Here is a 23,755-nt window from a genome sequence, read left to right on the forward strand (position 1 = left end):
GTGAACGGCCGTGTGGTCTCCTTCACCTGGGGCCGGGGGCTGGGCCACGTCTCCCGCCAGATCGCCGTCCACCGCGAACTGCGCGGGCTGGGCCGGGACTCCCTGCTGCTGACCGAACGGCCCCAACGGCTGATCGAGGACTACGGCTTCGCCCAGACCGTCCTGCCCACCGACGCCGACAGCCTGGTCGGCGAGCCACTGCACGGGACCGGCCCCGCGGTGGACCACGGTCTCGCCCGGGCCATGGTCGCCTGGGTGCTGCGGCCGGACGACGTGGTGCTGCACGACGTGACGGTGCAGCGGGAACTGTACGACCAGGCCGCCCGGCTGGGCTGCCCCCAGTTCCTGGTGCACCGCTTCCAGCGCAACCGCCCGGACCCGCCCCACTGGGTCTCCCGCCACACGCCCGCCATCGGCACGATCTACCTGCTGGGCGAGCCCGGACCGGAGGAGACCGTCCACGGGGTGCGTGTGCTGGGGGTGCCCCACGTCGTCCGACCGCTGCTCGACGACCGGTCGCCCTGGCCCGAGGACACCCGCGCCCTCCGGGTCGCGGTGGTGGCCGGCGGCGGCGGGCACGACGACGCGCCCGGATTCCTCACGGCCGCGCTGCACGGCATCCGCGCGTTCACGCGCGGACGCCCCGCCGGCGTCGACGTTCTGGTGCTCACCGGCCCGCACTTCGACGGAGCCGTCCTCGTGCCACCCGGCCTGCCCGGGCCGGTGCGGGTCCGCCCGTACCTGGGGCCGTCGTACGACGTGTACCGGCACGCCGACGCCGCGATCACCCACGCCGGGTACAACACCGTGCAGGAACTGGTCCGTTCCGGCGTGCCGGTGGTGGCCGTCCCCGGCATCCGCGACTTCGACGACCAGCGCGTCCACCTGAAGGCCGCCGACAGCCCGAACGTGGTGGTCGCCGACGCCGAGGAGCACGCCATCGCCCGGGCCCTGGCCGAAGCCCTGAACGGCCCGTCCGGCACCCGGGCCCGGCCGGCCGCCACCCCCGCCCGACAGGCGGACGGCGCCGCCCGGATCGCCCGCGACCTGGTCGCCGCCACCTCCCGCGGCAGCGGCGCGGGGGCACCGTGACGCCCGGACACCGCCCCCGCTCGACACGGTCGATGTCGAGCTGACCACCGAATCCTGCCCTCAGTGGAGTTGATCTTCCTCGGCTTCGGGAGGATGCCCCGTGGCAGCCGTGCACGTGACCGTGTGGGACGACCGCGACCGGGCCGGCGGCCGCACGCCCAGGGACCCGCCGCCGTCAACGCCGCCCTGCGGGAGTTCTGGGGCTGACCCGGTTCCGCACCGGCTACCGGTCCCGCCCTTCGGCCGCGGGCCTACCAGCCGACTTGCGGACTGCCGGACCAGGGGCGGTGATAGGAGGGGGAAGAACAGCGAACCCGCCCGCGGGCCGTCCGGCCCAGGAGGAACCATGTCGCACCACAAGTCGAACAAGGACGTCGAGGGCGACCCCGACACCGGCCACGGCCGCGGCCTGCCGCGACGCCCCGACGAGGCCGAGCTCGAGGAGCGCACCGAGGAGGACCGCGAGGAGGTCGGCCTGGCGCCCGACGCCGACGAGGCCGACGAGGACGGCAGATAGGAGCAGGGCCTGGTGAGCCGCCCGCCCCGGTGGTGGTCGGCGGCCTGCGCACGCTCCCGGCCGACCGACGCGCTCGGGCGTCGGCCGGCCGGGCCGAACCGCGGGATCAGAAGGTGAGGTTCCAGGCGTCGATCGTGCCGGTGTCGCCGGAGGCGCCGTCCTTCACCCGGAGCTTCCAGGTGCCGTTCGCCGCGCTCGCGGAGGCGTTGACGGTGTAGGTCTTGGCGACGTTGTCGGTGCTGTCGCTGTTCGGGAAGTCCTCCAGGAGGTAGACCGTGCCGTCGGGCGCGACCAGGGAGATAACGAGGTCGCCGCGGTAGGTGTGCTTGATGTCCACGCCGACCTTGAGCGTCGCCGGGGCGTTGCCGGTGACACCGGTGACGGTGATCGGGCTCTCCACCGTGGTGTTGTCGGGGATCGCCACGTCGGCGGTGTTCTCGAAGTACGTGCCGGTGGGCTGGGTGGCGCCGCCGACCGCCTTCAGCGCGTCGACCTGGCCCTCGCCGAAGAAGGAGTTGTCGGCGGTGGTGCCGGTGCAGCGGCTGTCGGAGGCGGGGCAGGCCAGGTCGTTGGCCTGGCTCGCCAGCCGGGCCCGGATGTCCGCCGGGGTGAGCGAGGGGTTGCTGCTCGCGATCAGCGCGGCCACCCCGGTGACGTGCGGGGACGCCATCGAAGTGCCGTTCTTGGTGCCGTACTTGCCGCCGGGCAGGGTCGAGTAGACGCCGGTGGCACCGTCACCGCCGGGCGCCGCGACGTCGATGACGCCCCGGCCGAAGTTGGAGTAGGAGGCCTTGCCGCTGCCGCTGCCCGTGGCCGCGACGGTCACCACGCCGGGGAGTTCGGTGGGGATGTCGATGCAGGCGTTGCTGATCGTCCGGGTGACCTTGGTGGAGTCGTTCGGGCTCTCGGTGTCGGTGGTCTTGTTGGCCAGGTCGTAGTTGGCGTTGCCGGCCGCCGCGACCTGCAGCGAGCCCTTGCCCTCGGCGTACTCCTGGGCGCGCTTGACGCCCTCGATGATGGCCGCCTGGTCGAGGTCGTTCGGGCAGTTGAACTGCCAGGGGTCGGTGTAGTAGCTGTTGTTGGTGACCTTGAAGCCGTGGTCGCCGGCCCAGACGAAGCCGCAGACGGTGTTCTCGGCGTAGAACAGGGTGCTGGTCGGCTCGGCGATCCGGACCGAGGCGATCTTCACGCCCGGTGCGACACCGATGACGCCCTTGCCGTTCTTCGCGGCCGCGATGGTGCCGGCGACGTGGGTGCCGTGGGTGTCCACGTCCCGCCAGGCGCCGGTGCGGGCGTCGGGCTTGCCGTAGGCGCAGGAGACCGAGTCGGCGGCGTCGAAGTTCGGCGCGAGGTCCTGGTGCTGGTCGTCCACGCCGGTGTCGAGCACGCCGACCTTGACGGACGGCGAGCCGGTGCTGACGCTCCAGGCCTGGTCGGCCTTGATCTGCGTCATGTCCCAGCGGTTGGACTCGGTGAGCGTGGTGGCCGCCTGCGCCGGGTTGGCGGGCAGCGCCGGGCTGTAGGCGTCGGCCGGCACGTCGGAGGTGCGGGTCGCGCCGACCTGCTGGATGCCGGTGACGGTGCGCAGCGCGGCGGCGAAGCCGGCGCTGGTGGAGTGGGCGACGATGACACCGATCTGGTCGTAACTCGAGAAGACCGTACCGCCCTTGGCGGCGACGGCGGCCTTGGCGGCGGCGATGTCGGCGGGGGCGCTGATCACCAGGTAGGCACGGGTGCCGGCGGCCCAGCCCGCCGCGCTGCCCGCGGCGGCGGGAACGGCGGGGGCCTGGGCGGCGGGCGCTTGTGCCGCGGGCGCTTGTGCCGCGGGCGCGGAGACGGCGCCGGGGACGGTGGGGGTGGTGGTCGTGGTGGCGGCGGTCGCGAACGCGGTGGGGGTGGCGAGCGCCATGGCCGAGAGCACGGCGAGGGCTGCGGCCGGGCGGCCGAGCCGCCGGGATATCAGGGGTGACACGTATCCTCCGATTCAGACCGTGCGTGAGGGGGATCGCACGGGAATTGAGGGAAACATGCCAGATTTAGCAGGAGTTGGGGAAGACTTTACGCCCGGCGACTTTCCACGGAAGCGTTACGTTTTGATGTCATGGGGCCTCCGGCACCCGCCGCCCCGCCCACGACGTGCACCAGGCTGATCGCCGCCGCCGTTTTCCTGACCTCGCGGGAATCCTCCCGCCGGGGCGTCAGACGAGCGGCAGCATCATGAGGGGCCGCCCGGTGGGGTGGTCCGATCCGCCGGACGGTTCCTCGGTCACGCCGACCCCGCCGGCGCCGCCGATGCTCCCGGTGAGCAGCAACTGCCCGTCGCCGGCCCGCAGCAGGCCGGCCGGCCTCATCGTGCCGCCATCGTCGAACCACAGCTCGTAGGCACGCCCCCGCGGCGGGACGGGCATGCCGGTGACGAGGAACGCGGCCTGCCCGCGGCCGGCCGACCACACGACCGTGGCGGCGGCCGGGCCGGAGACCGCAGTGGAGGTGCGCACATCCGGAGCGGACAGCAGGCTCGCGACGGCCGCCTGCTGGTCGCGCAGCCGGCTCGCCTGGGCCTGGGCCCGGCCCGCCTCACCGTGCTGTCGCACCGCGATGGCACCGGCCCCCGCAGCCAGGGCCAGGCACGCCGCCAGGAGCACCCTGGGCCACTGCCATGCCAGGCTCGACGTGTACCGCGGTCGCGCCGCCGCGGGCCCGGCCGTCGACCGGAGCTGGCGGACGTGGCCGATGCCCCGCATCACCCGCGCCTTGAGCTCCTGCGGCGGCTCCACCGATTCGGCGGCCCCGAGCCGCGCCAGGGTCACCTGGAACTCGGAGACCTCCCGCGCGCAGGCCGGGCACTGGGCGAGGTGGCGCTCGAACGCGACGCGGTCCCCGTCCGGCAACGCGTCCGCCGCGTACGCACCGGTGAGGGTGTGCGCATCGGGTACCGCATTCATGATCCCACTCCCAGGCAGTCGCGCAGGCGGATCAGGCCGTCCCGCATCCGGGTCTTGACGGTGCCGAGCGGGATGCCCAACAGCTGGGCGACCTCGGGGTAGGTGTGCCCCCGGTAGTACGCCAGGGTGACCGATTCACGCTGCAGTTCCGTCAGCGACCGCAGGCATCGGCGGACCTGCTCGCGCTCCAGCCGGCCCTCGACCTGCTCGACGACCTCGTCGAACGCGGGAACACGCGCCCGGGCGGCCGCCCTCTGGTCCCGCTCGGTGGCGGCCTGCGCGGCCCGGACCCGGTCCACCGCTCGTCGGTGGGCCACCGTCAGCACCCAGGCCATCACCTCTCCGCGCTGCGGCTCGTACCGGTCCGCGGTGCGCCACAGCTCGAACATCACCTCCTGGGTGACCTCCTCCGACTGCGACGGATCCCGCAGCACCCGCAGCACGAGGCCCAGCACCGGGCCGGCCACCGCGTCGTACAGCCGGGCGAACGCCTCCTGGTCGCCGAACGCCGTCCTGGCGACCAGTTCCTTCAGATCCGGGCCGCGGAAGCGGGGAGCGGGAAGGTACACGACGGCGCTCACCCCCGCCTCCCTCCGCGGCCGTTGTCGGATCCGGCCGGCTGCGACCGTCCGGGCCTGCCGTGCGAACGGTAGCAATGCATGAGGGCCTCCTGGGCCGAGCGGCGGGCAGGACCGGTCGATCGGCACCGGTCGGGATGGGGCGCGCGCCCGCCGGGGGGGTGTCGGTCCGGATCGCCGGGCGCGCGCCTGCTGGGGGGTCAGACGGTGAGCAGGGTGGGCGCGGCGGCCTTGTCGGTGGGCAGGAAGTCGTCCGGAACGGGGTACCGGCCGAGCACGAAGTTGAGGATCGCGGCGTGCATGGCCTCGACGGGGGCGATACCGGCAGCGGTGGCGATGCCGGCGGGGCTGGCGACGTTGTAGGCCGCGAAGAGGTACGTCTGGGCCGCCTGGTCCTCCAGTCGGAGGGCGAGCTCGGCAACGTCGCCGACGGAGGCGGCCTTGCCCAGCGCGGCCAGCGTCTCCGGCTGGTTGGAGAGCGGCACGTCGGTGATCGCGGGCAGGCCGGCACCGGTGAGGACGGCGTTCCAGGCCTTGGCGTGGTCGGCGTGCTGGGCCATCGCGGCGGTCACGAACGTCGCCACCGCCGGGGGGACGGCACCGAGCCTGCCGGCCTTCGCGGCGTCGAGTGCGGCCTGGTAGGCACCGACGGCCTGGTTCTCCAGCGCGGTGGCCAGGGCCACCACCTTCAGATCGCCGGTGTACCTCCCGGACGCCCGGGCCGAAGCCGGCGTGGTGGAGGCGCCGCCGCCGGGGACGGGGTTGGTGCGGCTCCGGCTGCTGGAGCACGCGGTCAGGACGAGGCCGGCGGCGGCCCCGCCCGCGCCGAGCAGGAAGCGGCGGCGGCCCACGTCGACCCGCCTGGTGGCGCGGATGTCCGCGACCAGCTCGCGGGCGGTCGCCCGCATGGCCGGGAGGGTGGCCCGGTGGGCTTCGTTCATCTCCCGGGTCAGACGGGTGAGTTCGGCCTCGCCGACGGCGGGCTCCCAGGTACGGTCGGCAGTCACTTCACGGCCCCTTCGGCGATCGGGGAGGCGTTCTCGGTCGTCTGGAAGGCATCGGGGAAACCCACGCTTCCGGCCGCGGCGGGCAGCTTCGCCGGGTCGACCGGAATGGTCACCAGGTCGGCGGCGTCGCCCGCCAGCAGCGCCTGCACGGCCAGCAGGACGGCGCGGTGCTGGGCCTCGACCGGGGCGACGGAGGCGAACAGCCTGCGCAGGTCCGCGCTACCCACCTGGCCGACGTTCCTGGTGTAGGTCTGCGCGGCGACGTCCTCCAGGGTGATGGCGAGCTTCACCACGTCCGCCGGGGTCCTGAGGGTGGGCAGCGCCTGGTCGACGACGGCCTTGTACTTCGGGTCGGGGTCGTTCTGCGCCTTGCCACCGGCGGAGGTCGCGGCGGTGTTGAAGGCCTTGGCGTGGGCCTGGTGCTGCTCGGTGGTCCTGGCGATGAACGCGGCCACCGTCCGGTTGCCGTCCTTGATGAACGGCAGGCCCGCGGCGGCCCGGTAGACGGCCACGGCCAGGTTCTCGATCGACGCGGCGGTCTGCAGCGCCCGGATGTCGTCCCCGGAGGCCGTCGCCGACGGGGAGGCCGCCGCCCGGGTCAGGCCGGCCAGGCCGACCGCTCCCGCCAGGCCCGCGAGCGCCGTGCCACGCTGCCACCAGCGGCGCGCGGGCTCGGCGCCCTGCTCGAAGTCGGTCAGCGCGGTGCGGGTGACCCGCAGCGCGTCACTGTTCAAGTCCTCTGACTGCTCGGCGAGTTCTTCCAGCAGCCGGGTGTCGATGTGCTCGCTGGCCATCATGTCCCGTCTCGGCTCGTCGGCCCGGCCGAATGCCGGACCGCTTCCTCCCGGCCTTCGGCGCCTCCCCGGCCCCGGCTTGGTCACAGGGCCGGATGGGCCCGTAGTTCACCCGTGAGGGTGAACCACCAGGGCGAGGTGGACGGCGTGCGCCAGCCCCTATCCCGGCTGCCGGCCACTCGATCCACCGAGGCCTCAGGGATCCGTCGGGGGCGGCCTTCGACCTGAGGTGGAGTCCTCCGGGCGGGAAGATGGATCCCTGGGCGGAGACGCTCCGGACCTGAGGTGGACGCCTCGTAACGCTGCTGACTGACATTCTGTCAACTGTCTTTGTTGTGACGGGTGTTGATCGCATCCGTCGGTCGACTTCGGGAGGACGGCATGGCGGACGGGACGGCGGATCCGAGGCGCGGGAGACTCGGCTCGAAGGGTCGACGGTGGCGGCGCCCGGTCGGGCGGTCGGCGATCGTCGCGCTCGCAGGCGCGGGCCTGCTGGCGGCCTTGGCCCCGGCCGCCGGCGCGGCGGACAGCCCGGCGGCGCCCCACCGGGTGACGGCGGGCGGTGAGCGGACGGCGGACGGGGCGGCCCTGGACGCGGCGGTCCGGGCCATGGTGCGGGAGGGCGGTGCGGCGGCGACACTGGCCCGCGTCCGGGAGAACGGCTCCACGGTCTGGAAGGGTGCGGCCGGCGTGGCCGACCTGGCCACCGGTGCGCCCGCCGATCCGGACGGCCGGTTCCGGATCGGCAGCGTCACCAAGACCTTCGTCGCGACGGTGGTCCTCCAACTGGTCGCGGAACACCGGATCGGCCTCGACGACTCCGTCGAGAGCCGCCTGCCGGGTGTGGTCCCGAACGGCGCCGGCATCACCGTGCGCCAACTGCTCAACCACACCAGCGGCATCCACGACTTCACCGAGGACCCGGCGTTCGACGCGAGCAACGAGGAGACACTGCGGCAGTGGCTGGCGGGTGGGCGCTGGACGTCCTACCGGCCGCAGCAGCTCGTGGACATCGCCAACACGTACCCGCCGTACTTCGCCCCCGGTCAGGGCTGGCACTACTCCAACACCGACTACGTGCTCATCAGCATGATCATCGAGCGCCTCACCGGGCGCAGTTGGGGGCAGGAGGTGGACCGCCGCATCATCCGGCCGCTGGGCCTGACGGGCACCTCGATGCCCCTCTACTCGCCCTTCATCCCCGGCTCCCACGCGCACGGCTACTACAAGCTCCCCACCGGCCCCGCCGACGTGACGCTGCTCAACCCGTCGATGGCGTCCGCCGCCGGGGCGGGCATCTCCACCACCGCGGACCTCACCCGCTTCATCGCCGCCCTGCTCGGCGGGCAGCTGCTCGGCCCGGCCGAACTCGCCGCGATGAAGGACACCAGCGGCCCGAACGCGGCCGCCGGCTACGGCCTCGGGCTCCAGCGGCTGTCCACGCCCTGCGGCGAGTTCTGGGGACACGACGGCGGCATCCCCGGCTACAACACCCTGCTGGTCGGCGAGGTCACCGGCAAGCGGCAGTTCGCCACCTCGATCAACCGGTACGACCTGTCGGACCATGCCGCGATGCTGAGGACCTCCAACGCCCTGTACTCCGCGGGCACTTGCGGCGGCGGCCCGTCGGCCTCCTCGCCGTCGATCCTCCCGTCCGACGCCGCCGCGACACCGTACTCCGCCGGACCGCTCGCCTGAGCGTTTCGACGCACTGAAGGCCGCTCCCGGTCACGCGAAATTCACAGCCCGGGGTCTACTCGCATAGACAACGATGGGGCATCCTGGTCCGATGCCGGCGCTCGAAGCCCGTCGTCCCCCTAATCCGGGAGCGGCAGGCGGTGGCGCCGGAGGGATCGGTCGGCCCTCGTGCCGGAGCACTGTCGCGTCACAGCACTGCGTACGCCCCCTACGTCCGGGCCGTTTCCGTCGGCCCGGCGCCGGACCTCCCGCCCTCCCAGCGAGGCGCGGCAGGAGGGCGGGGGTCGAGTCGGATGCACACCATCCTCACCGGGAGATGCAGATGAAGCCACGCACCGCAGCCACCGTCGTCGCCCTGGCCCTGGCCGGCCTCGCCCTCTCGGCGCCCACGGCCGGCGCCAGCGGCACCAAGCTGTCGCAGTCCGCGGCCGCCGGCCAGTTCAGCGGCGCCGGCATCACGTGGAGTTCCAGCGGGGGCTGCACCACCAGGTCCAACTCCACCTGCACCTCGTTCGACCAGATCAACTCGGGCACGGTCAGCGCCGTCATCACCCTCAAGCAGGCCAGCGGCTGCGCCATCAACATCACGGGCGGCACCGAGGTCGGCCACGCCTCCGGCACCTACAGCCACTACAACGGCTACAAGGTCGACATCGCCCGCAGCTCCTGCATCGACGGCTACATCCAGAACAGCTTCACCTACATCGGCCTCCGGGGCGACGGCTACCCGCAGTGGCAGGCCGCGTCGGGCAACCTGTACTGCAACGAGGGCAGCCACTGGGACGTCCTCATCTACTGACGCCGCCCCCGGGCCTTTCCCCGGGATCTTTCCGGATCAGGACACGGCGCCGTGACGGGGACCGAGGACCCGTCACGGCGCCGGACCGTGCCGAGGAACGTACCCTCGGCCTCACCGTCGCCGACAGGCTGCCGAGGCTCCAAGGCCTGACCACGCCACGGCACTTGACCGCCCCGCCCGTCCGCGCCCCGTGCGGACGGGCGGGGCGGCGCGCGTCACGGGGCGGTCCGCCGGCCGGCCGCTTCGCGGACGCGGGCACGCAGCCAGCGGTGGGCCGGGTCGTTGTCGTGGCGAGGGTGCCACAGCATGCTGACGCGCAGCGGCTTCACGTCCAACGGCACCGGGAAGGTGACCAGTTCGAGCGGGTCGGCCAGACGGCCGGCCAGAGCTGCCGGCACGATCCCGACCAGGTCGCCGGCGGCTACCAGGCGCAGCGCCGTGGCGAAGCCGGGCACGGAGGCCGCGACGCTACGCCGCACGCCCTCGGCCTCCAGCAGCCTGTCGACCGCGGTGCGCAGGCGGCCGTGACGGGAGACCACGACGTGCTCCCACGCCGCGAAGCCGGCCGCCGTGACCTCGCCGCTGCTCAGCGGGTGACCGGCGCGGACCACGCCGAGCAGCGGCTCGCGGACCAGCCCTTCCGAGCGGAGGTCGGCCTCCTTGGAGGCGTTGACCGCGATCGCGACATCCGCGGTGCCCTCGCGCACCGCCGCGCCTTCGTCGGCCGCCCGCCCTTCGCCGAGGAAGCACAGCTGGACGCCGGGGGCTTCGGCGCGCACGAGGGCCAGCAGGTCCGTACCGAAGCACCCGATCAGGTCCTCGGGCGCCAGAACGGTGAAGCTGCGGCACCAGGCGGCCGGCGCGTCCTCCTCCGCGGGCCCCAGCAGGTTCCGGGCGTCCTCGACCAGGGCTCGTACCCGCGGACGCAGCGCCAGCGCGTGCGCGGTCGGCTTCAGTCCGCGGCTGGAGCGCACCAGCAGGGGATCGCCGAAAGCGGTCCGCAGCCGGCCCAGGGCCCTGCTGACGGCCGGTGCCGACAGGTCCAGCCGGCGGGCCGCCCCGGTGACGCTGCCCTCCTCCAGTACGGCGTCGAGGATGACGAGGAGGTTGAGGTCGAGGGACGTGACTTTCACCAAGTGAAAATAGCACTTGCATTCTTTTCACTGGTCGCAATCCGCGACCGCTCCTAGGGTCGTGAGCACCGCCGCAGGATGCGGTCCCGGACGCCCTGGACGCATGGCCCGAAACCCCCGGCACACGAGGGAAGACGGCGGCCACAGCAGCCCGAGAACGGGCCCGGACACGACATCAAGGAGCACCACCCATGACGGACGACACGATGGACGACCCAATCGACCCGATCGACCCGATCGACCCGGTCGAGCTGGTCGCGCTCGGCAGCCGGGCGCTGGCCGCCGCCGGGCACGGTGACATGGTGTGGGGACACCTGGCGGTCCGCGACCCGGACGGGCGCGGCGTGTGGATGAAGTCGGCCGGCTGGGGCCTGGAGGAGATCACTCCCGAACGCGTCCTGCTCGTCTCGTGGACCGGCGAACGGTTGGCGGGAACCGGACGCGTCCACCTCGAACACCACCTCCACACCGAACTCATGCGGGCCCGTCCCGACGTGCGCGCCAGCGTCCACACCCACTCCCCGACGGTCAACGCCTTCAGCGCGCTCGGTGAACCGCTCCGTGCGCTCAGCCACGACGCCGTCGTCTTCGCCGAGCACGGCCTGCCCCGGTACACCGCCACCGACAACCTCGTCCGCACCCCCGGGCTGGGCCGCGCGCTCGCGGCCGACCTCGGCGGCGCCCGCGCCTGCCTGATGCCCGGACACGGCCTGGCGGCGGTCGGTCGGGACACCGCCCATGCCGTCATGTACGCGATCCTGCTCGAACGGGCCTGCCGGACCCAGCTCACCGCCCGCGCCGCGGGCGAGCTCCGGCACTGGACCGGCCATCAGGAATGCCTGGAGAAGGACGCGGTGGCCTGGCCCGACAGCCAGATCGACGCCGGCTGGCGGTACTGGCTGCGCCGAGCCGCACTCCTCCAGGCCCACTGACCCTTCCCGTTCCCGGAACGCCCACGCGGAAGGAACCCCGCACGTGAACACCCACGCCTCCCCGATACCCGCCCCACCGACCGCGCCCGCCGCCGGGACCGCCGCCACTCCCGGGGCGGGCGCCCCAGGCGGCAGACGGCGGACCGGCACCTGGGCGGTCGCCGGCGCCTTCTGGGCCGTCACGGCCGGAACGACGGTGCCCACCCCGCTCTACCCGCTGTACGAGCGCGCCTTCGGTTTCTCACCGCTGGCCGTGACCGTGGCCTTCGCGGTCTACGCGCTGGCCGTGGTCGCGGGGCTGCTGGCGCTCGGCGGGCTCTCCGACCGGTACGGCCGCCGTCCCGTCGCCGCCGCGGCGCTGCTCACCGCCCTGGCGGCCGCCGTCGTGTTCCTCCTCGCCGAGAACCTGGCCGCCCTCCTGGTCGGACGGGTGCTGTCCGGGCTGGCCGCCGCGCTCATCACCGGGACCGCCACCGCCCACCTGGCCGAACTGGCGCCCGCCGACGGCCGGTTCCGTGCCGGGCGGCTGGCACTCGCCGCGAACATGGGTGGCCTGGCCTGCGGCCCGCTGCTCGCGGCCGTGCTCGCCGACACCACCGGCTGGCCGCTGCGAGCCGTCTGGGTCGCCGCCGCGGCCCTGCTGACGGCAGCCCTGGCCGCACTCGCCGTGGCCCCGGAGACCGTGACGCCGAGGGAGCGGGGAACCGGTTCGGTCGCCCGCACGCCCCGTGTGCCGACCGCCATCCGCAGGGAGTTCCGGCACGCCGCGCTCGCCGCTGGCGCGGGATTCGCCGTCCTCGGCGTGCTCACCGCGGTGACCGGGCTGTTCCTGGCCGAAGTCGCGCACCTCCACGACCTCCTGGCCACCGCGGCAACCGTCTCCCTCGCTTTCGCCTGTACCGGCACGGGCCAGCTCCTGGCCGCACGACTGGGGCGCGCCGCCCTGCCCGCGGCGTGCGCCGGACTGATCGTCGCGGCCGGGCTGATCGCCGCCGCCGTGGCGGCCTCCTCCCTCCTGCCGCTGCTCGGCGCGGCGCTGACGGTCGGCCTGGCGACCGGCGTCGCGGTCGGCCACGGGATCGCGCTCATCGGCGCGCGCACCCCGCCCGGGACCCGCAGCCGTACCGTCTCGGCCTTCTTCGCCGCCCTGTACACCATGCTGGCCCTGCCGGCCGTAGGCGTCGGCGCGCTGATCGGCGCCGTCGGACTGCGCACCGCCACCACCGTCTTCGCCGCCGCGGTCGCCGCCCTGGCCGCCGCCGTCCTCCTGACCCAGCGGGCACCCGCCCGCCGGTGACTCCCCGGAGACCGGGCCGGCCGGCCACCGGAACACGCCGGCAGGCGATGAGACGGTCCCGCAGCCGCCAGGAGCTCGCTCACCGGCGAGACGGCGACAGCCCGCGTGAACCGTTCGTGGGCAGCCGGCCGTATCCACCGATGAGGTGACCACCCGACAGTGTCACCTTGTCAGTTCCGGCTCCGTGCAGCCGTGTTGGCGGAGTGCGGCGGCAGCACGGCACGGGGCCGCACTCCCCCGCGCTCCACCACTTTTCGCCGCCCATAGATTTCGGAGAAACCCTCTTGCGCACCAGCAGGTTCACCTCGGTCACCCTGGCCGGCGCCATGACACTGGCGGCTCTCGCCGTCGGCGTCGGCCCGGCGGTCGCCGCTCCGTCCGACCCGGTCGACCCGGCCTCCGTCACCGTCTCCCCGGGGGACCAGGACGTGGAGGTCTTCGCCGAGGACGGTGCCATCAGCCGGACCAAGGTCCCTGCCGCCTCCCCCTTCGTCGGCGCGCCGGTCATGAACGCGGCCGGCGCCGCGGCGGACGGCACCGTGACGAAGATCGTCAACAACGGGAGCACGGACAGCAAGCTGGACGTGGTCATGATCGGCGACGGCTACACGGCCTCGGAGCAGGACAAGTTCCGCAAGGACGCCGCGGCGAAGTGGAAGGACATCAGCGCCGTCGAGCCCTACGCCACCTACCGCAAGCTGTTCAACGTGTGGGCCGTGGGCGCCGTCTCCGCCCAGTCGGGCGTCTCCGGCGACCCGAAGCAGGACACCGTCCGCAAGACCGCCCTCGGCTCGCGCTTCTGGTGCAACTCCATCGAGCGGCTGCTGTGCGTGGACATCAAGGCCGTCGACACCTACGCCGCCAAGGCCCCGCAGGCCGACCTCGTGATCGTCGTCGCCAACACCGCCAAGTACGGCGGCGCCGGCTACGGCAGCACCCAGTCGCCGCTCGGGTACGAGGGCATCGCCACCGTCGCGGGCGGCAACAGCGCGTCCGGTCAGATAGCCGTGCACGAGACCGGCCACTCGCTGGGCAAGCTCGCGGACGAGTACTGGGCCGACGGGGCGGGGCCCTACCAGGGCGCGGAGCCCCCGCAGCCCAACATCACCACCCTGAGCGCCGACCGGATGCGCCAGGACAAGGCCAAGTGGTACCGCTGGCTCGGGAAGACCTCGCCCGACGGCGGCGCCGTCGGCGCGTACCAGGGCGGCAGCAACTACCCGACCGGCCTCAACCGGCCGACCGACAACTCCGTGATGCGCTCCCTCGGGCGGGAGTTCAACCTTCCCGGCCGCGAGGCGATGATCGCCGGCTTCTACCGGCACGCCTCCACCCTCTCCAGCAGCACGCCGGTCACCACCCGCCTGACCGCGACCGACCACCTCACCGTCGACCTCCCGGTCTCCGGCACCAAGCTGCGCTGGTACCTCGACGGCAAGGAGGTGACGGCCCTGCGCGACCACAAGTCGATCGCCGTCTCCGACCTCGGCCCCACCGGCTCCAAGCCCGCGTCCCACGAGCTCAAGGCCGTGGCGAACGACCCCACCTCGGCCGTCATCGACCCGGCGCTGACCCCGGCGCTGACCCGCAGCCTGGTCTGGAGCGTCACCCGCTGACCACGGGCGTGGACCCTCACGGCCGAGCCGGCGAGGGCCCACGCCGACCTGGTCCGACACGACGTCACCCTTACTCCGTACGCCGGGTCGCCGTGTGCTTCCGTCGCTGGTGCCCGGCCGTGTTGTTCGAAAGGATGCTCAGGTGGCGAACTTGACCCGGATCTTCACGATGACCCGTACCAACTTCCGCTCGGCCGACCCGGTCGAGCGGTGGACCGCGCGTGCGACCTGGGCGGCGCTGACCGCGACGGGCTGGCTCGCGGTGATGTTCACGACCGTCTGGGGAGCCATGGTCGCCGGGGTTCCCATCGGTACCGTCAGGTGGCTGGCGGTCTTCCTCTCGCTGGCGGTCCCCGCCGTCTCGCTGATCGCCGTCACCTCCGAGGCCGGCGGGCGTACCGGCGCCCCGGCGCTGACGGTCGTTCTCCTGCTGGCGGCCGTCCTGCTCGTCATCGCCTTCGTCTGAGTCGGGGGGCGGCCCGCCCCCGGGCATCGCCTACGGGTGCCTCCCGCCCGGAGTGCACGCACCGGGGACCACCCGGAACGCGGGGACGGGCAGGCCGCCCGCAACGTTCGGGCGGCCTGCCCGTCAGTCCCCGGTTTCCCCGGTTCGCGGCTATCCGAGGCCGCGGGCGTCCTGCTTCAGCGCGGTGTCCACGGTCAGCGCGGTCGCCACGACCAGGCTGAGCAGCGGGTCGGGGAGCGGGCGGTGGATCTGGAGAACGTAGTTGTCGGCCGTGGTGAACATCGTCTTCGCCAGGCCCTCCCAGGTCTTGGTGATCCGGGCGATCTCGGTGTCCGTCCCGTCGACGATGGAGAAGTTCCAGGCCCGCCAGTTCTCGGCCTTGATCGCGCCGACCTTCTGACCGCCGACCTCCAGCGAGAAGTTGATCTTCCCGATGGCGTTCTGCTGAACGATCTGGCCGACCTCCTGGCCGTCCGGACGCTGCACGATCACCCGCGACTTGATGAACTTCGCCGGACGGGTCAGCAGCAGCACCGGGGTGCCCTGCGCGTCGCGGATCTCCAGCTTGTGGGTCAGGTACTGGTCGATGGAGAAGAGCAGCCGTACCACCTTGCGCAGGCCGCTCTGGCCGACCTGGACCACCGAGCCCAGCGTGGCACCCTGCTGGTCGAAGACCGAGTACTCGTTGGTCAGCTCGATCAGCTTGGCCTTCTGGTTCACCACCAGGACGGGCTCGGAGAAGAGGGTGCCGCCGCCACCGTAGACCGGTCCGACGCCCGCCTGCTGCCGCACCTGGCGCTGCACCTTGGCGGAGTCGCCGACCGCAACGGTCGGCCCCCCGGGGAAACCGGGGATGTTCGTGTTCTGGGACATGCCCGGCAGGCTAGGGCCAATCCACCGTCAGCAGCGAGATCGTTTCGGACGCCCACCCGGCGCGCCGGGGGCTCCGAGTCGCGAATTCGACCTGCGGGTCCGGGTGTTGCCAACGAGGGCCGACCGACGGCCGGCAGGCGTGTGGCCGATGTCACATCCGCCGATCGATCACGGACGGCGGAAAAACCGTGCGACATCGAACGGAGCCGCACCCGTAGGCACGTACCCGTAAGCCGGTACAGGCACCCGCCTCCCCGGCCTACGCCCCCGGGCGCCTCAGGCCGGGGCCGCGGCGACGCCGAGCCGCCACGCCTCGATGTCGCGGTAGTGGATCGGCCCGGGGCCGCGACCGATGTTGCTGCCGACGAGGTGGAGGCGTTCGGTCCGCCACGGCCGGCCCACGAATCCCGTGAGCCCGGCCGCCGCCAGCGGCACGCTGACGGAGTCGTCGCGGCGGGAGCGGGCCAGGGTGAGATGGGGGTTCAGCGGCCGCTCCCTGAAGTCGATCCCGCAGGACCTGGCGAGGTCCCGGACGTCGGCGGCGAGCCGGTGCAGTCCTTCCAGGTCACCGTCGACGCCGGTCCACAGCAGCCGCTGGTCGAAGTAGCCGCCGCCGCGCAGGCCCAGCTGCAGGGCGGGGCGCGACGGGGCCGCGGCGGCCAGCGCCGACCGGAGCAGCGGCACCGCCGCGGACGACTGTTCGCCGAGGAAGGCCAGGGTGATGTGCCAGTCCTCGATCCGGTTCCACCGCAGCCGCGGGTAGCCGGCATAGGCGGGTCGCAGGGCCCTGGCCAGTTCGTCCTTGGCGTCGTCGGGCGGGGCGAGCGCAACGAAGACGCGCAGGGTCCGGGGTTCGGGGTGATCGTCCACGAGGGGGGAGGGTAGTCGACGGCCGGCGCCGCCCTCGACTCTCCCGTACGGGCCGGCCGGGCCCCGGTGCGGCGGCCCCGTCCGACCGCCGCACCGGGACGCCGTCAGGTCAGAGCACGACCTCCTTGAGGAGGCCGGTCGCGACGTCGAGGACGAAGCCGCGCACGGCGTCCGTGTGCGGGACGAAGGGACTGGTGCGGATCCGGGCGGCCGACTGGCGCACGTCCGTCTCCAGGTCGGCGAAGGCCTCGGCGGCCCACGGGGGCTTGACGCCGGTCTCCTCCCGGATCGACTCGCGGAAGGCGTCGTCGCCGAAGGTGAGCATGCCGCAGTCGGTGTGGTGGATGAGGATGATCTCCCGGGTCCCGAGCAGCCGCTGGCTGATCGCCAGCGAGCGGATGGCGTCGTCGGTGGCCACCCCGCCGGCGTTGCGGATCACGTGCGAGTCGCCTTCGGCGAGGCCGAGCGCGCCGTACACGTTGAGCCGGGCGTCCATGCAGGCCAGGACGGCCGTGCGGCGGGCCGGCGGGAGCGGGAGCGGCCCGTCGAAGGCCGCGGCGTAGTCGGCGTTGTTGCGCAGGTAGTGGTCGGTGGCGGTGTCGGTCATGGTGGACGGCTGTCCTCTCGGTGCGGTCGGATCGTGGTCGGCCGGGACGCGTGGGAGCGCCCCGTCCCGCCCGCGGGTGCGTGCTGCGGGCAGCACGGAGCGGGCGGCACGGAGCAGCGGGTGAGCGCGTCCCGCCGGATGCGTCCGGAGCGCCGCTCGGAGGGTCCGTCGACCGGGGCGACGGCCGACCCTCGTGGCGGCGGGGAGCGACGGCCGCCACGGCGGTGCCGTTCGGAACGGAGCGCAACGGAAGGGCGCAACGGAACGGCACGGCCGGGCGGCTGGAACGGGCGATCAGACGATGACCAGACAGCCTGTGGAGTGGATGCGGCCGAAGTCGATGTGACGACGGCGGACGAGCACGGTCATGCGGGCACCGTACTGCCCGCCGGAGCGGCCCCGCCCAGGATTCGCCCATTCTCCACTCCGCCGGGTGACCGCCTCCGTGGACAGCCGAGCTGCGGCGATCCCACACGTTCCCTCACGCCACATGCCGCCCTCTCGGACCGCGCCGGTCGACGCCGGGTTCTCGAGGAGCCGCCACCCGCCGCCGCGGTCCTCCTTCGAGAAGCGCGCGGCGAGATCGGGAACGTGGAGGAAGCAGGCCAGTGCGGTGGCGGCCTGGAAGGCGTCGATCGCACGCCGGCGAACCGCTTCCCTCACGGAAAACGGTGGCGAACCCAAGGATCAACACAGCACCCTCGGATGACCACGTGATCACGGAAACACAGGTGCGTGATGACGGATTCCCGCCCGCCCAGCAGGACGACACCCCGCCGAAATACCCACCGACATGCGCTAGTTGATGCGCCACCGCGCCCGGCCGTCGCCCTTTCTCCGGAACAGCGGCCGGCGCACCGATCGACTCGACCCCGGAAACCTTCAGCAACCTCGCGAGCTTCGGCGAACACCACGGTGGTGTTCGCTGCTCCCCGGTGGATCGGATGCTCGCGCCCCCGGAGCGGCACTCTTCCTGTGTTCTTCCTGTGCCCTTCCTGTATTTTTCCTGGTTTGGCAAATCCCTATCCTGCCATCACTTTCAGTGACTGGCCGCCATACTGACGGTCAGTCACTCTGACATTCGGGGCGCAGGGGGGATGTACGTGAACCGGACGAGGGTGATGAACCGGTCCTTTGCCGCCGTTTGGGTGAATCCATTGCAGGACTATGCGATCGGTGGCCGAAACCGACGGGGATTCAGCCAGTTGGCATGCGATCCAGACAAAATCATTCCGCCCCGTCGATCCGCCTTCTCCGGCATTAGGATTCCTGCGGCATCAGGACAACTGTCCTGGTGAACACTGGCCCTGACGGGCCAGGAGATTGGGGAAGAAGAGGGGGAAATGGCGAACTCGCCAATGAGGGCAGGGTCGGCACGGCGCTCACGCGCCAGGATCCTGTCCGCCACGGCCATGATGCTGGCCGCGACCGTCATGGGGACGACGGTCGCCCAAGCACTTCCGTCCGACACGGCCCCGGAGCCGCTGCCGGCCAACTACCGCGCACAGGTGGTCGAAGCCTGGCAGGGCGGCGGCACAGCGGTGAAGGACGCGGCCGCACGGGCACTGGTCGGCTCGGACGCCGACATCACCACGTTCTTGACCAGCACGCTGAGCCGTGCTCAGGCGTCGGACGAGCGCTTCGCCGTCATCAAGATGCTGAGCAACACCGGCAAGGGCGTGCGCGACGCCGCGTCGAAGGCGCTGAGCGGGTCGGACGCCGACCTCCACGCGTTCGTCACCAGCGGCTGGCAGAACCCGATGATGGACGACCGCCGGGCGGCGATCGTCACCATCGTCGACGGCGCCGACGTCGCCGTCCGCACGGCCGGGACCAAGGCGCTCGGCGACGGCACCGCCGAGGCCATGGACGCCTTCCTGACCACCGGCCGGTTCAAGGCGCAGGAGGAGGACGACCGGGTCGCCGTCCTGCGCCTGATGGACGTCTACACCGGCCCGGAGTTCACCAAGCAGGCCGGCCGGGCGCTCAGCGGCACACCCGCCGACATCCGCGAGTTCCTGGAGAACGGCCAGCTCCTCGCCCAGGCGAGGGACCAGGAGACGCTCGACGTCAAGCAGCTCGCCCAGACCGCGAAGGACGCCACCAAGCGCGCCCTGGAGGAGACGGCCGCCGCCCAGGAGGCGGGCGCCCGGGCCGAGAAGGCCGCCGAGACGGCCAAGCAGGCCGCGCTGACGGCCGCGGACGAGGCTGCCAAGACCAAGGACGACGCCGAGAAGACGGGCGCCGCGGCCAACCGGGCCGCCGAGGCCGCCCAGGGTGCGGCGGAGGCCGCGAAGACCGCGATCGACGCCTCCAACACGGCGGTGGCGGCGGCCAAGACGGCTGCCACGGCGGCGCGTTCGGCCGCTTCGGCCGCCGCCGCCGCCGGCCAGGCCGCCAGCCGCGCGTACAACGCCGCTGCCGCCGCCGCGGGCGACCGGTCCCAGGCCAAGGCGGCGAGCGACGCCGCTGTGCTGGCGCGCAACGCCGCCGCCGGTGCGCGGGACGCGGCGTCGGCCGCCTCGTCCGCCGCCGACGCGAGTGCCCGGGCGGGCCAGGCCGGCTCCGCCGCGGCCCGCGCCGCCAACAACGCCGCCGCTGCCGCCGAGGCCAGCGCCCAGGCGGCCGGTTCCGCTGGCCAGGCCACCGAGCAGGCGGCCCGCGCCCGCAACGCGGCCACCACCGCCCGCAACGCGGCCAACGCGGCCAGCACGGCCGCGACCCGTGCCCAGAACCTCGCCACCGCGGCCGCCGCCGCGGCGGGCGAGGCCAAGGATCTGGCCAACCGGACCGCCGACCACGCGGAGAAGGCCGCCGCGGCAGCCGACGCCGCGGCAGCCGCCGCGGGCCAAGCCCAGGACTGGGCGAAGATCGCGGGGCAGCACGCGGACGCCGCCGCTGTCGCCGCCGAGACCGCGGCCTCGGCGGTGGCGAAGGCCCAGACGCTCGAGAAGCTGGCCCGTGACGCCGAGGCCGTGCAGCTGGAGTCGGACAAGCAGCTCGGTGTCACCCAGGCCGACCTGCTGCTGAAGGACGATCAGGCCACCCAGGCGGACTTCAACCAGCAGCAGACCGAGGCCGCCTCGCAGGACGCCGCGACGAAGGACCTGGTCAAGCAGGCCGCGGCGACCGGAACCGCCACGGCGACGGCCGCCCAGGCCGGCCGCAAGGCCGCGGTCAACCTGCTGAAGTCCACCGGCTCCTGGACCCGGGCGTCGGCGCAGGCCGCGCTCTCCGGCACCGACGAGGCCGTGGTCTCCTGGGCCAAGTCGGACTACCAGCGCAGCCTGCAGCTCGACGACCGGGAGAAGATCCTGGCCGTCACGAGCATCGCGAACGCCAAGCTGGCGACCGAGGCGCAGAAGACGCTGGAGAGCACCGACCCGACCGCGGTCGAGAAGTTCCTCAGCGGTGGGGCGCTCCAGGCCCAGGCCGAGGACCTGCGGGTGCGGACCGTCTCCCTGGTCTCGGACGGCGGCAAGGCCGTCCAGCGGGACGGCGGCGCCGCACTGGCCGACGGCCGGGTGTCGGTCCTGGCCGCCTTCCTGTCCAACGGCTACGCCAAGGCCCTGGCCGAGGACGACCGGGTGGCCGTGGTGGTCGCCACGGACGGCGGCGGGCCCAACGTGAAGGCCGCGGGCGCGGTCGCCCTGGCCGGACCGGCCTGGATGCAGCACGAGTTCGTCCGCAAGACCCAGTTCACGGCGGCGCAGAAGGACGCGGACACCGACGCGCACGTGTCGTCCGTGCTGAGCATGATCGCCAACGCCGCGAAGGACGCGGCCACCGCGAGCGAGAGCGCCCAGCGGGCGTACCAGATCGCCGCGGACGCGCGCCACGCGTCGGATGAGGCCGCTCACTGGGCGAGCCTGGCAGGGCAGTCGGCCCAGCAGGCGAAGGGGTACGCGGACGACGCCAAGGCCAAGTCCGCCGCCGCCGACGCCTCCGCGGCAGCCGCCGCCGCTTCGGCGCAGAAGGCCAAGAGTGCGGCGGCGACCGCGCAGACGGCCAACCGGCAGGCCAACTACTCGGCCACCCAGGCGACCACCTCCGCGAACCAGGCCGTGAACTCGGCGGCGAGCGCGAGGGCCTCGGCGGCGCAGGCCGCGGCCAGCGCGAGCGCGGCGGGCAAGGACGCCGCCACGGCGTCGCAGGCCGCGAGCGACGCCCACGCCATCGCCGCGCAGAAGCGGGCGCAGGAGCAGGCCGCCGCTGCCGCCGCCGCGGCGGCCCAGGCGAAGGCCAACGAGGCCAACCACGTCGACCCGGTGAACACGCCGGCCAACGACAAGGTGACCACTCCGGCTCCGGCTCCCGAGAAGCCCGCTCCGGGCTCTCCGCCGAAGGACGACAAGCAGCTGTTCAAGGACTACGGAGACTTCCTGGGCAGTGTCAGCACCTGGAGCGGGTTCGTCGCGGCCGGCCTGATGCTCATTCCGGGTGGCCAGCCCTTCGCGGCCGCCGTCGGCACGTTCTCGCTGGTGACGGGTGTGGCTTCGGCCCTGTACACCGGGATCGGCTACGGCTTCAGCAGCGACAAGTTCATCGGCTCGGTGGCATCCGTCGGCCTCTCCCTGATCGGTGGCCGAGTGGTCGGCGCGATCGAGAAGGGCGCGGCGGAAGCGGCCAAGTTCGGCGTGAAGGTGACCGAGAAGGTCGGCGAGAGGCTGGTGAAGGCCGGACACAGTGCCGTCTCGTCCGTCGTCAGCTGGTTCTCGAGCGACGACTGATCAGGTGATCGCTAGGCAGTGAGTGATCGGCCGTGTTCGAATGGCCGTGACAGAACGGTGGCTGTGGAGCCCGCGTCCGACGCGGGCTCCACAGCCGGAACGAGGGGGGTGTGCGGTGTATCCGTTGGGGCTTGGTGTCGTTTCGTGGTGGTGGCTCGCGATTCTGGCGACCGCGGTGTTCTGGGCGGTCCTGGTACCGGGAATGCCCACGCGCACGCACCGGATCAGCATGGCGCTGGCGCCGGCCGCGATGGTGGTCTTCGGCCTCGGCAGCTACTACGCGAAGCACATGGACGCGGCCGCGGTGCTCGCCATGTACTCCTTCGCGGTGGTGGCCTTCCCGGTGGGAATGGTCGGCCACCGCAGGAAGTTCGCGCAGCGCCTGATGGAGGCGAAGGAGAGGGGCGAGTCGGAGGACAACACGTGGCCGCCCGCCATGATGGCGCAGGTCTTCGTGTCCTTGGTCGTCTTCGGGACCGCGGCGATCTGGACCACCCGGTAGCGGCTCGGTCCACGGCTCACCCGCCCGCGACAACCTTCTCCCCGGCCATATAGACCGTACACGAACATGGCGGAATTCCAGATGCTTCCGAAGCGGGAAACGATCTTCCGGAAGTCGACCCGCTCGTGATAGCAATGGTGCCGGTCGGGGCCGGGGGTGGCCGGGGGTGGCCGGAAACGCCATTCGACCAGGTCGCCGGTACGTGCACCGACTCGGCAGGTCCGCTGCGAACCAGCAGCAATTGACGGCTAATCAGGGGGTTTTATTCATGCGTTCCATCACCAAGATGGTCATCGTCGGCGCGGTCGCCGGCACGGTCGCGGTGTCCGGCGTCGTGGGCGCCGTCGCGGCTGACCGCAGCGCCGCCGCGCCCGGCGGCACCGCCGCCGCTCCGAAGGCGCTGACCGCCGACGACACTCCGCCGCCGGCCGTGGAGGACTTCGCCTACCCCGGCGCGGACCAGATCTTCGCGGACCGTGGCATCCGGCTGAAGAGCGGTGACGGCCACATCGTCCTCGTGCCCTGCGCCCCGGGTCTGCTGGAGGTCGACGCCCGGAACATGGCGGAGACCGACAAGGTCGGCGGCGGCCGCTTCTGCTTCACCACCACCGGCACGTCCGGTCGGCTCAGCCTGGAGCTGCCGTCGACCTACGCCGTCTCCACCTCCGACTACTCCGTCCACGTGGTCATGGTGAACGGCACCGAGACCAAGATCCACGACCTGAAGCCGAACACCTGGAACAAGGTCGGCGAGCTCACCGACCCGCAGCAGCGCCCGTTCACCCTGCTGGAGCTCACCACCTCCAAGTGAGGCTCCGATCAGGCGGTTTGACGCACGCCTGATCCCCCGATCCCGGCCCCGCCGCGCGAGTGGCGGGACCGGGACCAGCGGGACCCGAACCATCCGAGCGGCCCGCATCGCCGCGGCCCGCGAGCGGTGCGAACGCCCTCCGCGTCCACCCCGCAGACGGCGGCCGACTCCACGAAGTCCAACGGGGCCGCACAGCGGGACTCCGACCGCCAGGGTGCCGAACGGCCGGGCCTGCGCTGCGAGTTCCTCGGCAGCCGGCTGCCGTCGCTCGGCGATGGGCCACCGGCCGCACAGGCCGGCGAGCCTGCTGCAGGCCTGCCGCTCGTACCGCTCCAGGCCGCTGAGCGGGTGCAGGGCGACGGCCTGGCGGCCCGTCAGAGGCCGCACGATCGCGGACTCCGTCGGACGCGGGCGGCTCACTCGTCCCCGGCCTCGGCGACCACGGGCCCGAACTGCCGGGCCAGCCTCACCGCTGACCTGCCCCGCAG

General features: G+C 72.9%; 21 protein-coding genes. 11 read left to right on the forward strand and 10 right to left on the reverse strand.

Annotation, left to right across the window (positions count from 1 at the left end; all coding sequences use genetic code 11):
* Together ACWDD9_RS21950 and ACWDD9_RS21955 are read left to right on the forward strand one after the other, a co-directional pair.
* Positions 1 to 1,092 carry a glycosyltransferase gene (locus tag ACWDD9_RS21950; protein WP_449812420.1) on the forward strand — a complete coding sequence of 364 codons (1,092 nt, stop codon included), beginning with the start codon at positions 1 to 3 and terminating at the stop codon, positions 1,090 to 1,092.
* Positions 1,093 to 1,438: 346 nt separating this feature from the next.
* Entirely contained in the window at positions 1,439 to 1,609 is a 171-nt protein-coding gene (locus tag ACWDD9_RS21955; protein WP_181970411.1) for a hypothetical protein, read from the forward strand.
* A gap of 106 nt (positions 1,610 to 1,715) precedes the next feature.
* On the opposite strand, the gene ACWDD9_RS21960 is transcribed toward ACWDD9_RS21955, so the two are convergent.
* From ACWDD9_RS21960 to ACWDD9_RS21980, 5 genes are all read right to left on the reverse strand, one after another.
* Positions 1,716 to 3,518 (reverse strand): S8 family peptidase, encoded by a 1,803-nt coding sequence (locus tag ACWDD9_RS21960; protein ID WP_449812487.1) that lies wholly within the window; start codon positions 3,516 to 3,518, stop codon positions 1,716 to 1,718.
* A 289-nt stretch (positions 3,519 to 3,807) separates the two neighbouring features.
* Positions 3,808 to 4,554, reverse strand: a complete 747-nt coding sequence (locus tag ACWDD9_RS21965) for an anti-sigma factor (RefSeq protein ID WP_449812421.1) — start codon at positions 4,552 to 4,554, stop codon at positions 3,808 to 3,810.
* Entirely contained in the window at positions 4,551 to 5,135 is a 585-nt protein-coding gene (locus ACWDD9_RS21970) for a sigma-70 family RNA polymerase sigma factor (protein WP_380739316.1), read from the reverse strand. The genes ACWDD9_RS21965 and ACWDD9_RS21970 overlap by 4 nt, the downstream gene beginning before the upstream one ends.
* Before the next feature lie 197 nt (positions 5,136 to 5,332).
* Positions 5,333 to 6,139, reverse strand: a complete 807-nt coding sequence (locus ACWDD9_RS21975) for a ferritin-like domain-containing protein (protein WP_375872966.1) — start codon at positions 6,137 to 6,139, stop codon at positions 5,333 to 5,335.
* Complete coding sequence (locus ACWDD9_RS21980; RefSeq protein WP_449812422.1) at positions 6,136 to 6,936, reverse strand: ferritin-like domain-containing protein; 801 nt, start codon at positions 6,934 to 6,936, stop codon at positions 6,136 to 6,138. Before ACWDD9_RS21980 ends, ACWDD9_RS21975 begins: the two co-directional genes overlap by 4 nt.
* A 378-nt stretch (positions 6,937 to 7,314) precedes the next feature.
* On the opposite strand from ACWDD9_RS21980, the gene ACWDD9_RS21985 reads away from it, so the two are divergent.
* The gene (locus ACWDD9_RS21985; protein ID WP_449812423.1) at positions 7,315 to 8,631 is read left to right on the forward strand and encodes a serine hydrolase domain-containing protein; all 1,317 of its coding nucleotides are present in this window, start codon (positions 7,315 to 7,317) and stop codon (positions 8,629 to 8,631) included.
* Positions 8,632 to 8,953: 322 nt separating this feature from the next.
* On the forward strand, positions 8,954 to 9,430 hold the full coding sequence (locus tag ACWDD9_RS21990) for a hypothetical protein (RefSeq protein WP_049654339.1): 477 nt from the start codon (positions 8,954 to 8,956) through the stop codon (positions 9,428 to 9,430).
* A 215-nt stretch (positions 9,431 to 9,645) separates the two neighbouring features.
* Here ACWDD9_RS21990 and ACWDD9_RS21995 read toward each other — a convergent pair whose 3' ends face one another.
* A complete protein-coding gene (locus tag ACWDD9_RS21995) occupies positions 9,646 to 10,563 on the reverse strand; it encodes a LysR family transcriptional regulator (protein ID WP_449812424.1) in 918 nt (305 codons plus the stop codon).
* A gap of 191 nt (positions 10,564 to 10,754) precedes the next feature.
* Here ACWDD9_RS21995 and ACWDD9_RS22000 point away from each other — a divergent pair, with 191 nt between their 5' ends.
* The 4 genes from ACWDD9_RS22000 (at position 10,755) to ACWDD9_RS22015 (ending at position 14,874) form a co-directional block, all read left to right on the forward strand.
* Complete coding sequence (locus tag ACWDD9_RS22000) at positions 10,755 to 11,495, forward strand: class II aldolase/adducin family protein (protein ID WP_449812425.1); 741 nt, start codon at positions 10,755 to 10,757, stop codon at positions 11,493 to 11,495.
* A gap of 43 nt (positions 11,496 to 11,538) precedes the next feature.
* Complete coding sequence (locus ACWDD9_RS22005; RefSeq protein WP_449812426.1) at positions 11,539 to 12,792, forward strand: MFS transporter; 1,254 nt, start codon at positions 11,539 to 11,541, stop codon at positions 12,790 to 12,792.
* Positions 12,793 to 13,076: 284 nt separating this feature from the next.
* Positions 13,077 to 14,408: a M64 family metallopeptidase gene (locus tag ACWDD9_RS22010; RefSeq protein ID WP_449812427.1), complete on the forward strand. Its 1,332-nt coding sequence runs from the start codon at positions 13,077 to 13,079 to the stop codon at positions 14,406 to 14,408.
* Between the two features lie 142 nt (positions 14,409 to 14,550).
* Positions 14,551 to 14,874 carry a hypothetical protein gene (locus tag ACWDD9_RS22015; RefSeq protein WP_074002867.1) on the forward strand — a complete coding sequence of 108 codons (324 nt, stop codon included), beginning with the start codon at positions 14,551 to 14,553 and terminating at the stop codon, positions 14,872 to 14,874.
* Between the two features lie 150 nt (positions 14,875 to 15,024).
* Here the strand turns inward: ACWDD9_RS22015 and ACWDD9_RS22020 are convergent, their stop codons facing one another.
* From ACWDD9_RS22020 to ACWDD9_RS22035, 4 genes are all read right to left on the reverse strand, one after another.
* Entirely contained in the window at positions 15,025 to 15,747 is a 723-nt protein-coding gene (locus ACWDD9_RS22020) for a phospholipid scramblase-related protein (RefSeq protein WP_449812428.1), read from the reverse strand.
* A gap of 276 nt (positions 15,748 to 16,023) precedes the next feature.
* Positions 16,024 to 16,617, reverse strand: coding sequence for an RNA 2',3'-cyclic phosphodiesterase (gene thpR / locus ACWDD9_RS22025; RefSeq protein WP_449812429.1), 594 nt, complete (start codon positions 16,615 to 16,617; stop codon positions 16,024 to 16,026).
* A 109-nt stretch (positions 16,618 to 16,726) separates the two neighbouring features.
* Positions 16,727 to 17,224 carry a beta-class carbonic anhydrase gene (locus ACWDD9_RS22030; RefSeq protein ID WP_074002869.1) on the reverse strand — a complete coding sequence of 166 codons (498 nt, stop codon included), beginning with the start codon at positions 17,222 to 17,224 and terminating at the stop codon, positions 16,727 to 16,729.
* 294 nt (positions 17,225 to 17,518) lie between these two features.
* Positions 17,519 to 17,887: a hypothetical protein gene (locus ACWDD9_RS22035; protein WP_449812430.1), complete on the reverse strand. Its 369-nt coding sequence runs from the start codon at positions 17,885 to 17,887 to the stop codon at positions 17,519 to 17,521.
* 749 nt (positions 17,888 to 18,636) lie between these two features.
* Between ACWDD9_RS22035 and ACWDD9_RS22040 the strand changes: the two genes are divergently transcribed.
* From ACWDD9_RS22040 to ACWDD9_RS22050, 3 genes are all read left to right on the forward strand, one after another.
* Positions 18,637 to 21,954 (forward strand): ALF repeat-containing protein, encoded by a 3,318-nt coding sequence (locus tag ACWDD9_RS22040; protein WP_449812431.1) that lies wholly within the window; start codon positions 18,637 to 18,639, stop codon positions 21,952 to 21,954.
* Between the two features lie 202 nt (positions 21,955 to 22,156).
* Positions 22,157 to 22,456: a hypothetical protein gene (locus tag ACWDD9_RS22045; RefSeq protein WP_143204551.1), complete on the forward strand. Its 300-nt coding sequence runs from the start codon at positions 22,157 to 22,159 to the stop codon at positions 22,454 to 22,456.
* Positions 22,457 to 22,724: 268 nt separating this feature from the next.
* Entirely contained in the window at positions 22,725 to 23,267 is a 543-nt protein-coding gene (locus tag ACWDD9_RS22050; protein ID WP_053112263.1) for a hypothetical protein, read from the forward strand.
* Positions 23,268 to 23,755: the final 488 nt, after the last annotated feature.

This window comes from Kitasatospora sp. NPDC001119 (assembly GCF_053598475.1).